The organism is Rhodobacter sp. P1_C2 (assembly GCF_056406375.1).
Genome location: NZ_JBFUAG010000009.1, coordinates 81,052 through 94,948 on the forward strand (window position 1 = coordinate 81,052; position 13,897 = coordinate 94,948).

The following is a 13,897-nucleotide window of genomic DNA, read 5'->3' on the forward strand; positions in this document are numbered from 1 at the left end:
GTCAGTCTCCCAGATCGGTGAAGATATTGTCCGAGGGCGCAAATTCGATGCGGCTGTCGGTCTCAGTACCCTCGTTGATGTCGCGCACCGTCACGCGGCCATCGGCATGGCCGATCACGACGATATCACAGATATCAATGAAAAGCCCGTTTTCAACCACCCCGGGGATCTGGTTCAGGACCAGGGCCAGCTGGCGCGGGTTGCCGATCCGCTTCAGATGCAGGTCGACGATATAGTTGCTTTCGTCGGTCAAAAGCGGCCGCTCACCGTTCATCCTGAGCGAAACCTCGCGGTTCATCACGTCCAGCGCGACCAGCGTCTCTTCGATCAGCGCCTTGGTGGTCTGCCAGCCGAAGGGGATCACCTCGACCGGCAGCGGGAAGGCGCCAAGCTGGGCGACCTCCTTGGCGGCATCGGCGATCACGATCATCTGGTCCGAGGCGGTGGCCACGATCTTTTCCTGCAACAGCGCCGCCCCGCCACCCTTGATCAGCGAGAGCTGCGGGTCGAACTCGTCGGCGCCGTCGATCGTGAGGTCCAGCCATTTGGCATCGTCCAGCGAGGTGACCGGAATCCCCACCATGCGGGCAAGTTCCGCCGTCCGGGTCGAGGTCGGGACGCCGACGATCTTCAGCCCCTCCTCGCGCACCCGCTCGCCCAGGCAGCGCACCATCCAGGCGGCGGTCGATCCGGTGCCAAGCCCGACCTTCATGCCGGACTGAACATAGTCCACCGCGCGTTTGGCGGCGACAAACTTGGCCTTGTCGATGGGGGAAAGATCGGCGGGCATGGCAGGCTCCTTGAGGTCTGCCCCGCTTATAGCAAAGCCTCCGCCGGGGGCGAGCGCAAAACCGAGGCCGCAGGCGCCCTGCCCCGCCGTGGTGCTTGACTTGTGGGCGGGGGCTCCTACATTGAGAATAATTCTCATTCACAGATGCGACTTCATCGTGCCCCCTTCCGATTCCTCCCTCGACATCGAAACCACCGGCAAGATCGGCTGGCGCAGCGCGCGCGGCGATGCCGCCCTGTCAGACGTGCATCGCTCGATCAAGCTGGGGGCGACACCGTGGAAGCGCTTCCTCGCCTTCCTCGGGCCGGGCTACATGGTGGCGGTGGGCTATATGGACCCGGGCAATTGGGCGACCTCGCTCGCCGGCGGGTCGAAGTTCGGCTATGTGCTGCTGTTCGTCGCACTCTTGTCGAACCTGATGGCGATCGTGCTGCAATCCCTGTCGGCGCGGCTGGCGATCGGGTCGGGGCGCGATCTGGCCCAGGCCTGCCGCGACGCCTTTCCGCGGTTGGTGACCATCCCGCTCTGGCTTGCGGCCGAGGTCGCGATCATCGCCACCGACGTGGCCGAGGTGATCGGTACCGCGATCGGCCTGAACCTTCTGTTCGGCATCCCGCTGGAGCTTGGCGTGCTGATCACCGCGCTGGATGTCTTCCTGATCCTCTGGCTGCAGCGCCGCGGTTTCCGCAAGCTGGAGGGCTTCGTCGTGGCCCTTCTCGCCCTGATCGCCGTCTGTTTCGGCATCCAGATCGTGCTGGCCAACCCCGATTGGGCCGCCGTCCTGCACGGCTTTGCCCCCACGACCGAGATCCTGCACAATCCCGAGATGCTGTATCTCGCCCTTGGCATCCTCGGCGCGACGGTGATGCCGCATAACCTCTACCTCCACTCCGCCATCGTCCAGACCCGCAACTGGGGCGACCGGCCCGAGGACAAGCGCGAGGCGCTGCGCTTTGCCACCATCGATTCGACCGTGGCGCTGATGTTTGCCCTGTCGATCAACGCCGCGATCCTGATCCTTGCCGCCGCCTCTTTCCATGCCTCGGGCCAAACCGAGGTGGCCGAGCTTGGCGATGCGCACAAGCTGCTCGGGCCGCTGCTCGGCGCGGGCATCGCGCCGATGCTGTTCGCGGTGGCGCTGCTGGCCTGCGGGTTGAACTCCACCGTCACCGCGACCCTTGCGGGCCAGGCGGTGATGGAGGGCTTCCTGCAGATCCGCCTGGCGCCCTGGCTCCGCCGGCTGATCACCCGCGGCATCGCGATCCTGCCCGCGGCCGGGGTGACGATCCTGTACGGCGCCGAGGGCACCGGACGGCTTTTGATCCTGACCCAGGTGGTGCTGAGCCTGCAACTGTCCTTCGCGGTGGTGCCCCTGGTGATGTTCACCGCCTCCAAGGCCAAGATGGGGGATCTGGTGGCGCCGCGCTGGCTGGGCTTGCTCGCCTGGCTGGTGGCGGCGGTGATCGTGGCGCTGAACCTCAAGCTTCTGTGGGATTTCGTCCTGTCCTGAGCCCCGGGTCAGGACACCAGCCCCAGCCCGGCCAGCCCTTGCCGGACCTCGGCCAGGGTGACCTTGCCATCCCCGTCGGCGTCAAAGCCCATCAGGATCTTGGCCTGCGCCATCTGCGAGGGGCTGAGGGCGGCCAGCGCCGCAGCCTCGCCCAGATCGGCCAGTTCGGCGGCCGAGATCATCCCGTCGCCATCGCCATCGCCCGCCTGAAACCGCGCCTCCAGACGGCGGCGCGCGGGGCTGGCCAGGGTGGCACCGGCCAGGGTCACCTCTTCACGGCTGACCGCCCCGTCGCCATCGAGATCCGCCCGCAGAAGCGGCAGGATCGCCGCCGCCCGCGCCTTGGCCCGCACGAGGGAAAGGCTGAGGTTGACCTGATCCTCGGTGATGCCATCGCCCGCCCCGAAGGCCGCGATCAGACCGGCGGTATGGTCAAGATATTGCGCCGGATCGGCCTTGATCGTCTTGATCAGGTCTTCGGGCAAGAGGGGCGAGGCCTCGGCGGCGAGCGGCAGCACGCAGGCAAGCAGGATCGGGATCAGGCGCATGGGAACCTCCATTCTGGTGGTGTATCGGATGGGGTGATCCTGGGCCTGCGGCGTTAAAGCCGCGTAAACAAAACCGGAACATTTCGGCGAAATTCTCACCGGTCGCCGCACCCCTTCCCCATATTCCGCCCCGGATGTCGGTTTTGCGCCGTCATTGCGCGCCAAGCCCGCCTAACCTGCGCCCAAGCCAAGGAGCCGCCATGACCCAAGCCCTTTATACCCTGCATTACTGGCCCGATTCGGCCTCGACCATCGTCCGCCTTGCCCTGCGCGAGACCGGCGCCGCCTTTGCCGAGGTGCTGATCGACCGGCCCGCGGGCGCGCTCGACAGCCCGGCCTACCGGGCGCTGCATCCCCTCGGCAAGATCCCGGCGATGGAAACCCCGGATGGTCCGATCTTCGAGACCGCCGCGATCCTTCTCTACCTCGCCGACCGTCATCCCGGTCTGGCCCCCGCCCCCGACAGCCCGGCGCGGGCGGCCTTTCTGAAATGGTTCTTCTTCACCTCGACCAACCTGCATCCGATGGCGCTGCACGCCTTCTACCCCGACCGCATCGGCGGTGCTGCCTGCGCCGAGGCCGTGGTCGAGCGGGCCGGCGCGACGCTCAAGACCCAGTTCGCCCTGCTCGACGCAATGGTGGCCTCCGAGGCGCCGGAGTGGCTTTCGGCCCGCCCCTCTGCCCTTTCCTATTACGTCGCGGTTCTGGTCCGCTGGCTTGCCGATTTTCCGCCGGGCCACCCCGCCCGCATCACCGCCCAGGATCTGCCGGCCCTGCTGCCGGTTCTGACGGCGCTGGAAAACACCCCTGCCGCCCGCGCCGTGGCCGAGGATGAGGCCCTCGGTGCCGCCATCTTCACCCAGTCTGGCGCCTGACGCCGCCCGCAGCCGCCCTTTCAACGGAGCCCGCCGATGCTGACCCTCTACTACACGCCCCGGACCTGCGCGCTGGCCAGCCATATCGCGCTGATCGACGCCGAAGCCGCCTATGCGCTGCGCCGGATCGACTTTGCCAAAGCTGAACAGACCAGCCCGGAATTCCTCGCCATCAACCCCAAGGGAAGGGTGCCCGCCCTCGCCACGCCAGACGGCATCCTGACCGAGACCTGTGCCATCCTCGGCTTCATCGCGCAAAGCTTTCCGCAGGCGAACCTGACGCCGAAGGAGGCCTTTGCCGCCGCGAAAGTGCAGGAATTCAACAGCTTCCTCGCCTCCACCCTGCATGTCGCCCATGCCCATGGGCCGCGCGGCAGCCGCTGGACCGATGACCCGGCGGCCATCCTCTCGCTCAAGCAGAAGGTGCCGCAGACCGTGACCGCCGCCTTCGCCCTGGTCGAGGCGCGCCTGGCCGAAACCGGCGGGCCCTTCGTGATGGGGGCCACCTATTCGATCGCCGATCCCTATCTTTACACCCTTGCGACCTGGATCGAGGGCGACCATGTCGACACCAGCGGCCTGCCGCGCGTTCTGGCGCATCGGGCGATGATGGCGGCGCGGCCCTCGGTGATCCGGGCGCTGGCGGAAGAGGGCTGACCGCAGGGGCAAGACCCGTCAAGCCATGCCCGTCAAGAGCAAGGCCATCAATCGCAAGACCATCAGGATCGCGGTCTGCCAAGGGCGAAGCCGTCAGGCCGCGATCTCCTTCAGTTTCTGCACCACCTCGTCATAGCTGACCCAGCCGTCGGCATTGGCGTCGAACAGCAGGATCAGCCGCAGGTCATGCGCCCTTTGGTCGGGAAACAGGCGCAAGGCCTCGGCCCCGGCGAAGGCGGTCAGTTCGGCGGGGGTGATCCGGTCGTCGTGATCGGCGTCGGCGCGACCGGCCGCAGCGAAAAGCTTGCCCCTGGCGGCGGGTGCCAGACCGGGGGCAAGGCGCGCCACCTCGTCCAGCGTCACGGTACCGTCGCCCGACAGATCGGCCCGCAGCACGCCCGCCAGCGCCGTGGCCCGCCGGTCGGCCCTGGCGGCGGCGACATAATCGTCCACCCCCTGGGCGTTCAACCCGCGCGGGTCGCCGAACCAATGGGTGGCGGTGGCCGCCGCCTCCAGAAAGGCCACGCGGTCCTTGACCAGCCGGGCGCGGTCTTCCGCCGAAAGATCCTGAGCCGGCAGATCGTGAGCCGGCAGATCCTGTGCCCGCAGGGCGCCCCCGGCCAGCGCGACAAGCAGCGCCACGACCCTGATCATCCAAACCCGATGCTGCATTGTGCACCTCCTGCCCCGTTCATCGCTCAAAAAGGTTAAGACTGGCTTAACGCCGGTCCCGCAGCCGTCCGGCACACAACCGGGAGCCTGGCCATTCAGGGCGCAAGGCGTCGTTTTTGGACTGGTCTGCGCGGCTTTGGCTGTCATAGTCGCGGCTCAACGCGCGGGGGTTGCCATGTTTCTTTCGGTCTTCGACATGTTCAAGGTGGGCGTCGGCCCCTCGTCCTCGCATACGATGGGGCCGATGGTCGCGGCGGCGCGCTTTCTTGAAACCCTGCGCAAATCGCCGTTCCATGCGGTGGGGCTGAAGGCCTCGCTGCACGGCTCGCTCGCCTTCACCGGGGTCGGCCATGCGACCGACCGCGCCACGATCCTCGGCCTCGCCGGGTTCGAGCCTGCCACCTATGACGCGGCCAAGGCCGAGGCCGTGCTGGCCCGGATCCACGAGACCCACAAGGTGACCCCGCCCGGCCTGCCGGAACTGCGCTTTGACCCCAAGAAGGATCTGACCTTCGACTATGGCCCCTCTTTGCCCGGCCATGCCAATGGCATGATCCTGAAGGCCACCGATGCCCAGGGCGACGTGATCCTGGAAGAGACCTATTATTCGATCGGCGGCGGCTTCGTTCTGACCGCGGCCGAGCAGGCCGAGGCGGGCGAGAAGAAGGCCAAGGCCCGTGCCGATGTGCCCTATCCCTTCGAGACCGCTGCCGAAATGATGGAGATGGCGGCGAAATCCGGCCTGACCATCGCCCAGATGAAGCTGGCCAACGAGCTGAAGTTCCGCTCCAAGGCCGAGATCGACAAGGGCATCGCGCGGTTGTGGGAGGTGATGAACGCCTGCATCTCGCGCGGGATGGTGGGGGAAGGCATCCTGCCCGGCGGCCTCAAGGTGCGCCGCCGCGCCAAGGGCATCCATGACGCCCTGGTGGCCGAGCGTGGCCTGAACATGACCGCCCCCCATGTCATCAACGACTGGATGAGCCTTTACGCCATGGCGGTGAACGAGGAGAACGCCGCCGGTGGCCAGGTCGTCACCGCGCCGACCAATGGCGCGGCTGGCGTGCTGCCCGCCGTGCTGCGCTATTACCTCGACCATGTGCCGGGCGCCTCGACCGCGAAGATCCCCGATTTCCTTCTGACCGCTTCGGCGATCGGCGGGCTTTGCAAGCACAACGCCTCGATCTCGGGCGCGGAATGCGGCTGTCAGGCCGAGGTCGGCTCTGCCGCCGCCATGGCCGCGGCGGGCCTGGCCGCCGTTCTGGGCGGCTCGGTCGAACAGGTTGAAAACGCCGCCGAAATCGCGCTGGAGCATCACCTCGGCATGACCTGCGACCCGGTCAAGGGCTTGGTCCAGGTGCCCTGCATCGAAAGGAACGGCCTCGGCGCCATCAAGGCCGTCTCTGCCGCGAGCCTGTCCTTGCGCGGCGATGGCCAGCACCTCGTCTCGCTCGATGTCTGCATCGAGACGATGCGCCAGACCGGCCGCGACATGCACGAGAAGTACAAGGAAACCTCGCTCGGCGGGCTGGCGGTGAATGTGCCGAACTGCTGAGGCGAACTTTCTGCCAAAAGCCGGAATTTTGATCAGAACCGGCGCTTTGCGTCGGTTTTGAAGGCGACGGAGGCGGCCCCGCCCCCTTACCTCACCGCATGACACGCTCCTCCTCCCTTCGCGGCGCCCTTCTGATGGTGGCCTTCTGCATCTTCGCACCCCTGCTGGATGCCTGTTCCAAGCTGGCCACCGCGCAGATCCCGGTCGGCCAGATCACCGCCGCGCGCTTTGTGTTCCAGGGCCTGTGCATGTTGCCGGTGATCCTGTGGATGCGGCTGGACTGGCGCGCCTCGGGGCGGGATTTCGCCCTGCTGGGCGCAAGGGCCGTCTGTCTGATCCTGTCGACCTACTGCTTTGTCGCCGCCGTGCAATACATGCCGATCGCCGATGCCATCGCCATCGTCTTCGTCATGCCCTTCATCCTGATGTTCCTCGGCAAGATCATTTTCGGCAACCCGGTCGGGCGCAACCGGATCTATGCCTCCATCGTCGGCTTCGGCGGCGCGCTTCTGGTGATCCAGCCCTCGCTCAGCCACTACGGCCTGGTGGCGCTGTTTCCCCTGGGCTGTGCGGTGTCCTTCTCCTTCTACGAGATGGCGACCCAGGCCATGTCGAACCGCGTCCATCCGGTGACGATGCAGCTGCACACCTCGATCGCCGGGTCGCTGATCTGCCTGCCGCTGATGTGGGCCTTCAACGGTTCCGGCGTGGCCGAGCTTGATCCGGTGTCCCCGGATCTGGTCAACTGGGCCTATCTCTTCGGCGTCGGCTTCTGGGCGGCGGTCAGCCATCTTTGCATGACCGTGGCGATGAAATACGCCCCCGCCGCCACCCTCGCCCCGCTGCATTACCTCGAACTCCCGATGGCGGTGTTCCTCGGCTATGCGATCTTCGGCGACTTTCCCAATGCCCTCACCTGGTGCGGCATCGCCCTGATCTCGGGCGCCGGGCTGTACATCATCCGGCATGAACACCGGACAGGAGCCCATCCAATGCCGCAGCCAAACCTGCCCGAGGCATTATGACCAGCATCAGGTCCGCGTCGAACCTGAGCCGGACCTGAGGCGAGGTCACCTCGTTCGAGGTGCCGATGATCCCGGCGGGGGTGAACTTCAACCCCTGCAGGGGCCAGCGCAGCCCCTCGCTTTCGCCCTCCACCGGCCCCATCGGGAACAAGGACAGGCGGGAGCCTACAGGCAGCGTCAGGCTCAGGTCGCGCGGGGCGAGGAAGGTCACGTCCGACCCGCTCAGGATCAGGCAGCGCGTCTCGGGGTGGCTGACCAGCCCGGTCAGGACCGCCAGCCCATGGTCCAGCCTCTGCCCGGCAAAGCCCAGGCCCAGCACGAAGGGCGCCGCGATCGAGCGCAGGGCCTTGTCGAAATCGGTCGTCGCCTGTTCGGGAATCGGGTACAATCGCCCGGCAAGCCGCGCCCGCGCCGCGGCCGAGACCGAATCGAAATCGCCGATCACCGCCTCGGGTTCCGCCCCCAGCCGCAGCAAGCGGTCCGCGCCACCGTCTGCTGCCACCAAAACAGGCGCCAAACGCCGTGCCTGCGCCAGTAACGAGGCTGAAATCCGCCCGCCGCCTGCCAAGGTCACGCCCTGTGTTGATTGGACAATAACCTTTGTCATGCTGATATTGTCCTTTGAATTACGGCAATCGGGGGCTTCCTTGGACACAATCAATCCATCAAATCACCCTGTTTTGTCCACGGAATAGAACAGGGATTCGGGCATCTAGGCCCTATCGAATTTGGCAGAAGGCGAGCATCCGATGAATGGTGCGAGTAAAATTCTTACGGTATCTTACGGAACCTTCAGCTGCACGCTGGAGGGGTTCGACGATCCTTTCAACACGATGAAAGCGATTGCCGAATATTTCCGGGATCTCGCCGCGGAAGACCGTTATTTCGGGGCGGAACCGCCGACGCCCGATGCCGCCATGCTCCACCGCATCGCCGAGCGCGAGATCCAGCGCCGGGTCGAGGCGAAGATCGGCGACCACGGCGTCACCCTGCGCGCCGAGGAGGGGGTCACCCCCAAGGTCACCTTTGCGACCCCTGCCGCGACCCCTGCCGCCCAACCTGCCTCCGCTGCCGCTGCCCCCGTCGTGACGCCGGTCGCCGCACCCCAGCCTGCCGCCCCGGTTCTGGCCAGCGCCGCCGAGGCCGCCCCCGCCATCGAATCCGCCGCCGCCCGCCTGTCGCGGCTGCGCGCCGCCCAGGCGCAAAGCCCGCGGCCCGCGCCGCAGCCCGAAGTCGCCCTCCCGGTGGCGAGCGTCAGCCCGACCTATATCGACGTGCAGGATTATTCCGAGGATCAGGACCTCGAAGCCCCCAGCACCGCCGATGAGGTCGCCGCAGCCGCCGCCGCCAAGGCCCTCGCCGATCAGGAAAGAGCCGCCCAGAAGGAACAGCGCCGGGCCCGCAAGGCCAGCCTCCTCGCCGCCCAGGCCGCTGCTGCCACTGCGGTGGCAGAGCCTGCCGCGGCACCCGTGGTCGCCGAAGCCGTCGCCGCCGAACCCGTCGCCGAGACGCCCAAGGCGCCCGAGCCTGTCGCCCCCGAAACCGTCGAAACCGCCGCGGCTCTTGAAAGCCTGACCGCCTCGATCCGCGAGACGCTGGCCGGCTTTGGCGCGGGCGACGATCAGCTGGCCGTCGACCTGTCCGAGGCGCAATCCGCCCCCGAGGCCGAAGCCGCCGCTGCCGAACTTGACGCCGGTTTTGACGAGATCCTGCCCGAAGACAGCCCCGCCGCCGACAGCGCCCTGATCGACGGCTACGACCAGATCGACGCCGCAGCCAGCCTCCCCGAGGCCGCGCCGGTTGCCGCCGAGGTCGCCGAACCCGAGGCTCCCGCCGAAGCCGCTGCCGAGGCTCCCAAGGCCGAAGCCAGCGTGGAACTGCCCGCCAATGTCGTGGCCGAGACGATCCAGCGCGCGCGCGCCCGGGTCATCAAGATCCGCCGTCTGGACGTGGTGCCCACCGCACCCGCCATCTCGCCCGAAGCCTTCTCCCCTGAAGCCTTGGCCCCTGCCGCCGCTCCGGCCCAGCCCGCCGCCGGCCTTTCGGCCGCGGATCTGGCCGATCTGGAACGCGCCCTGGCCGATGCTCCGGCCCCGCTGGCCGCTCCCCTGAGCGCGGAAGCCGAAGCCGACCTCGAAAGCGAACTCGCCGCCCTGCAGGCCGAACTGGGCCAAGGCGAAGCGGAAGTCGCAACCGAAGCTGCTGCGGAACCCGAAGTGGAGATCGAAGCCGCGGAGATCGAAACCGTCGAGATCGAAACGGCAGAAATCGAAGAGGTCGCCTTCGAAACCCTCGACAGCGCCGCCGAGCCTGTCGCGGCCGAAACCGCAGAGATCACCGCGCCGCAGATGGCAGAGCTTGAGGTGGCGGAAGAGCCGCTCGCCGAGCCCGAAGCCGCCGCAGAGGTCGCGGAAGCCGAGATCGTCGAACCGGAGATGGCGGAAGCCGAGCCGGAAATCGCCGCCGCCGAAATCGCCGAGCCGGAGATCGCAGAGCCGGAGATCGAGGCCCCCGTCGCGGCCCAGACCGCCGCACCGGAAACCGGGCCGCATGCCGAACCGCACCGCCTTCCCGCTGTCGAAACCGGCGAAGCGGCGGTCAATCGTCTGCTGGAAAAGGCCAACAGCGAATTCGAAGTGCCCGAGACCAAGCGCCGCCGTTCGGCCATCGCCCATCTGAAAGCCGCGGTTCTGGCCACCGTGGCCGAGCGTCGGATCAACCCCAACGGCAAGAAGCCCGATGCCGAGCGGATGGACCCCTATCGTCAGGACCTCAACCAGGTGGTGCGTCCGGCCTCGGGTGAGCGTCCGGCGCCGCTGGTGCTGGTCTCCTCGCAGCGGATCGACCGCACGCCCGAATCCGCCACCCGCCCGCAGGCCGTGCAGGCCGTGCAGCCTGTGCGCCCGCGCCGCGTCACCTCGGGGATGCATGGCGGCGCCGCCGCCAGCCGCGCCACGATCGAGGACGTGACCCTGCGCCTCGAAGACAGCGAGGCTCGCGCCAGCGCCCGACCCTCGGCAGATATCTCCAATGTCTTCGCCGATCCGGGCAAGCAAAGCTTCCAGGAATTCGCCGATGCCCTCGGCGCCCATTCGATGCAGGACCTGATCGAGGCTGCCGGTGCCTATTGCACGCTGGTTCTGGGCCAGGAAAGCTTCACCCGCCCGCTTCTGTTCCGGCAGATCGAATCGCTGCCCGGCCATGAACCGGAGGCCGCCCGCGAGGACGGCCTGCGCGGCTTTGGCCGCCTGCTGCGCGACGGTCGCCTGACCAAGACCAAGCGCGGGCAATATGTGATGGCCGAAAGCTCGCCGATCCTGACCGAGGCGCGGCGTCAGGCCAAGTGACATGACCCCCCGTCCGGGGGCGTTGAAATGAAATCAGGCGGAAGGGAAACCTTCCGCCTGTTGTCATTCCGTCTTGTCCTGCGGCGCGTCGGGGTCGGCCTGACCGATCCCGAGGAACAGCCGCCGCAGGGGCAGCATCCAGAGGAACCCCAGACCGACATAGATCGCCAGCTCGACCAGGACCGAGGGCCGCTCGATCAGATCGACCAGCGTCACCGCCAGCACGATATAGGCCGGCAGGCCGACGCAAAGCACCAGAAGCGCCAGCCTGCGCCGGGTTTGATAGCGCAGCGCCACGCCCTCAATCCGCGAAGGGATCGGTGACGAGGATCGTGTCGTCACGCTCGGGGCTGGTCGAGAGCAGCGCCACCGGGCACTGGATCAGCTCTTCGATGCGGCGGACATATTTGATCGCAGCCCCCGGCAGCTGCGCCCAGGACCGGGCGCCGGCGGTGTTCTCGCTCCAGCCTTCCATCTCTTCATAGATAGGCTGGCAGCGCGCCTGGGCATTGGCGGCGGTCGGCAGATAATCCAGCCGCTTGCCGTCAAGTTCATAGCCGACGCAGATTTTCAGCGTCTTGAACCCGTCCAGCACGTCAAGCTTGGTCAGCGCGATCCCCGACACGCCCGAGGTCGCACAGGTCTGGCGCACCAGCACCGCATCGAACCAGCCGCAGCGCCGCTTGCGCCCGGTGACGGTGCCGAACTCATGGCCCCGCTCGCCCAGACGCTCGCCATCGGCATCCTTCAGCTCGGCCGGGAAAGGGCCCTCGCCGACGCGGGTCGTATAGGCCTTGACGATGCCAAGCACGAAATCGATCGCCGTCGGCCCCAGACCGACGCCGGTGGCCGCCTGCCCCGCGATGACGTTGGAGGAGGTGACGAAAGGATAGGTGCCGAAGTCGATGTCGAGCAAAGCCCCCTGCGCGCCTTCGAAGAGGATGCGCTTGCCGGCGCGGCGGGCGTCGTTCATCACCTTCCAGACCGGCTGCGCATAGGGCAGGACCTGCGGCGCGATGGCGTGCAAGGCCGCGAGCAGGGCATCGCGGTCGACCGGATCGACGCCGAGACCGCGGCGCAGCGCGTCATGGTGGCCGATCAGACGGTCAACACGGGCCACCAAAGTCGCCTCATCGCCAAGGTCGGCGACGCGGATCGCGCGGCGGCCCACCTTGTCCTCATAGGCCGGGCCGATGCCGCGGCCGGTGGTGCCGATCTTGGCGACCCCGGTCTGGCCTTCGCGGGCCCGGTCCAGCTCGCCATGGATCGGCAGGATCAGGCTGGCGTTTTCCGCCAGCATCAGGTTCTCCGGCCCGATCTCCACCCCCTGCTCGCGCAGCTTGGCAATCTCGGTCACCAGGTGCCAGGGATCGACCACCACGCCATTGCCGATGACGCTCAGCTTGCCGCCGCGCACGATGCCCGAGGGCAGAAGGCTCAGCTTGTAGACCTTGCCGTCGATGACCAGAGTATGGCCCGCGTTATGGCCACCCTGAAAGCGCGCGATCACATCGGCGCGTTCGGACAGCCAGTCCACGATCTTGCCTTTGCCCTCGTCGCCCCATTGTGCGCCGACAACCACCACATTTGCCATCTCGGACCCTTTCGGCAGGTAAACCGCGCACCGTATAGACGCAGGGGACGGGCGGCGAAACAGGAAACTGCACCTGTGGCACCCTGTCTCGGCCCGCAGGCTCAGCCGGGCGGGGTCGGCAGCAGCACCGCCACCACCACGGCCACCGCGAACATCACCACCATCGGCACGGCCAATAGCCAGGACCGCCGGCCCTGCGTCATCATGTAAAGCCCGTTGAGGCAGGCCAGCGCACCGAAGACCACCAGAAAGCCCGCCGCAAGCCCCAGGGGCGTGTCGCGCAGCGCCGCCACCTCCAGCGCCGGGCCCTGCGGCACCACGCGATGCGCCGCCGGAACCCAGTTCGGCATGGTCCAATGCAGGGCCATGCAGACGAAGGCATAGCCCCCCGCCAGAAGCGCCAGACCCAGCAGCCCCAGAATCACGCCGGCAAAGCGCACCCGCGCCAAGGAAGCCGTTGCCATCACTCTCTCCGCATCAAAAAGGCCGCCCCCCCTGGCACGGCCCTTGAAACCTTACGGAAACGCGGGACAAAAGCAACGCGGGCCTAGCCTGCCCGCGCCGCCAGCCTTTCGGCCACCAGCCGCTCCATCCGGCTGAGATAGCTGTCCTCGATGCCCATCTCTTCCAGATGCCGCACCGTGTTCATCAGATAGGCCGCCATCGAGCCCCACATCCCCACGGCCGAGGCGAGCCGGTCGGCCACCTCCTCCTCGCCCAGATCGCCAAGATAGCCGCGAAAGTCGCGCTCCATCACGAAGGCAATCGCGCGGACCGGGCCCTGCGGCGTCTGCGCGTTCAGCCAGACGGTCGGCAGCGGCGGCTCGTTTTCCAGAAGGTTGATCAGCGCCGCCTCGCGCCCCTCTTCCACCATTTCCAGCACCTTGCCACCGCAATGCCCGCCGAGGTCGAGCGACAGCATGATGCCCGGCGCCTCGGGATTGCCGCGATAGCGGGTGTCGGGGCCAAGGCAGAACTTGCGCTGCCAGCCTTCGACCTCGGCCGGGCGCTCCTCGCCCACGGTGAAGCGGCGCTTCCACAGGATCGAGCCGAAGGCAAAGACCCAAAGCCGGCCATCCTCAGGCAATTCGTCCAGGATGCGCCGCGCCTCGGCCTCGGCGCAGAAGGCGCTCGCCTGGCGTTCCTGCGCCATCGGGCCGGGATCGGGGATGCACTCCGGCAGGCGCGCCACCAGATCGGGCGTCAGTTTGCGGCAAGGATGCGAAGGTTTCTGTTCCATGGCCCATAGCTAACACCGGGCCCTTGTGCTTCAAACCTCCACCGGCGCACAGTCAGGGTGAGTTTTCGTGCAGCCCGCCCCAGC

Annotated in this window: 14 protein-coding genes; 6 read left to right on the forward strand and 8 right to left on the reverse strand. The window is 67.3% G+C overall.

Annotation, left to right across the window (positions count from 1 at the left end):
* Position 1: 1 nt before the first annotated feature.
* Positions 2–790, reverse strand: a complete 789-nt coding sequence (rpiA, locus tag AC1DZT_RS16265; RefSeq protein ID WP_478007689.1) for a ribose-5-phosphate isomerase RpiA — start codon at positions 788–790, stop codon at positions 2–4.
* Positions 791–947: 157 nt separating this feature from the next.
* Between rpiA and AC1DZT_RS16270 the strand changes: the two genes are divergently transcribed.
* Positions 948–2,300, forward strand: coding sequence for an Nramp family divalent metal transporter (locus AC1DZT_RS16270; RefSeq protein WP_478007690.1), 1,353 nt, complete (start codon positions 948–950; stop codon positions 2,298–2,300).
* A gap of 8 nt (positions 2,301–2,308) precedes the next feature.
* Here AC1DZT_RS16270 and AC1DZT_RS16275 read toward each other — a convergent pair whose 3' ends face one another.
* On the reverse strand, positions 2,309–2,848 hold the full coding sequence (locus tag AC1DZT_RS16275) for an EF-hand domain-containing protein (RefSeq protein ID WP_478007691.1): 540 nt from the start codon (positions 2,846–2,848) through the stop codon (positions 2,309–2,311).
* Positions 2,849–3,048: 200 nt separating this feature from the next.
* On the opposite strand from AC1DZT_RS16275, the gene AC1DZT_RS16280 reads away from it, so the two are divergent.
* Positions 3,049–3,723, forward strand: coding sequence for a glutathione S-transferase family protein (locus AC1DZT_RS16280; protein WP_478007692.1), 675 nt, complete (start codon positions 3,049–3,051; stop codon positions 3,721–3,723).
* 36 nt (positions 3,724–3,759) lie between these two features.
* Positions 3,760–4,380, forward strand: a complete 621-nt coding sequence (locus AC1DZT_RS16285) for a glutathione S-transferase family protein (protein WP_478007693.1) — start codon at positions 3,760–3,762, stop codon at positions 4,378–4,380.
* A gap of 93 nt (positions 4,381–4,473) precedes the next feature.
* On the opposite strand, the gene AC1DZT_RS16290 is transcribed toward AC1DZT_RS16285, so the two are convergent.
* Positions 4,474–5,052, reverse strand: a complete 579-nt coding sequence (locus AC1DZT_RS16290) for an EF-hand domain-containing protein (protein ID WP_478007694.1) — start codon at positions 5,050–5,052, stop codon at positions 4,474–4,476.
* Between the two features lie 175 nt (positions 5,053–5,227).
* On the opposite strand from AC1DZT_RS16290, the gene AC1DZT_RS16295 reads away from it, so the two are divergent.
* Together AC1DZT_RS16295 and AC1DZT_RS16300 are read left to right on the forward strand one after the other, a co-directional pair.
* Positions 5,228–6,607: an L-serine ammonia-lyase gene (locus tag AC1DZT_RS16295; RefSeq protein WP_478007695.1), complete on the forward strand. Its 1,380-nt coding sequence runs from the start codon at positions 5,228–5,230 to the stop codon at positions 6,605–6,607.
* Between the two features lie 98 nt (positions 6,608–6,705).
* Positions 6,706–7,632: a DMT family transporter gene (locus tag AC1DZT_RS16300; protein WP_478007696.1), complete on the forward strand. Its 927-nt coding sequence runs from the start codon at positions 6,706–6,708 to the stop codon at positions 7,630–7,632.
* Here the strand turns inward: AC1DZT_RS16300 and AC1DZT_RS16305 are convergent.
* Positions 7,565–8,239 carry a thiamine diphosphokinase gene (locus AC1DZT_RS16305; protein ID WP_478007697.1) on the reverse strand — a complete coding sequence of 225 codons (675 nt, stop codon included), beginning with the start codon at positions 8,237–8,239 and terminating at the stop codon, positions 7,565–7,567. The genes AC1DZT_RS16300 and AC1DZT_RS16305 overlap by 68 nt on opposite strands.
* A gap of 142 nt (positions 8,240–8,381) precedes the next feature.
* Here AC1DZT_RS16305 and AC1DZT_RS16310 point away from each other — a divergent pair, with 142 nt between their 5' ends.
* Positions 8,382–10,979, forward strand: a complete 2,598-nt coding sequence (locus AC1DZT_RS16310; RefSeq protein WP_478007698.1) for a hypothetical protein — start codon at positions 8,382–8,384, stop codon at positions 10,977–10,979.
* Between the two features lie 63 nt (positions 10,980–11,042).
* On the opposite strand, the gene AC1DZT_RS16315 is transcribed toward AC1DZT_RS16310, so the two are convergent.
* The 4 genes from AC1DZT_RS16315 to AC1DZT_RS16330 all read right to left on the reverse strand — a co-directional run bounded on the left by AC1DZT_RS16315 (position 11,043) and on the right by AC1DZT_RS16330 (position 13,813).
* Positions 11,043–11,276 carry a DUF2842 domain-containing protein gene (locus tag AC1DZT_RS16315; RefSeq protein ID WP_478007699.1) on the reverse strand — a complete coding sequence of 78 codons (234 nt, stop codon included), beginning with the start codon at positions 11,274–11,276 and terminating at the stop codon, positions 11,043–11,045.
* A gap of 4 nt (positions 11,277–11,280) precedes the next feature.
* Entirely contained in the window at positions 11,281–12,573 is a 1,293-nt protein-coding gene (locus AC1DZT_RS16320; RefSeq protein ID WP_478007700.1) for an adenylosuccinate synthase, read from the reverse strand.
* 101 nt (positions 12,574–12,674) lie between these two features.
* On the reverse strand, positions 12,675–13,037 hold the full coding sequence (locus tag AC1DZT_RS16325) for a hypothetical protein (RefSeq protein ID WP_478007701.1): 363 nt from the start codon (positions 13,035–13,037) through the stop codon (positions 12,675–12,677).
* An 83-nt stretch (positions 13,038–13,120) separates the two neighbouring features.
* Complete coding sequence (locus AC1DZT_RS16330; protein ID WP_478007702.1) at positions 13,121–13,813, reverse strand: gamma-glutamylcyclotransferase; 693 nt, start codon at positions 13,811–13,813, stop codon at positions 13,121–13,123.
* Positions 13,814–13,897: the final 84 nt, after the last annotated feature.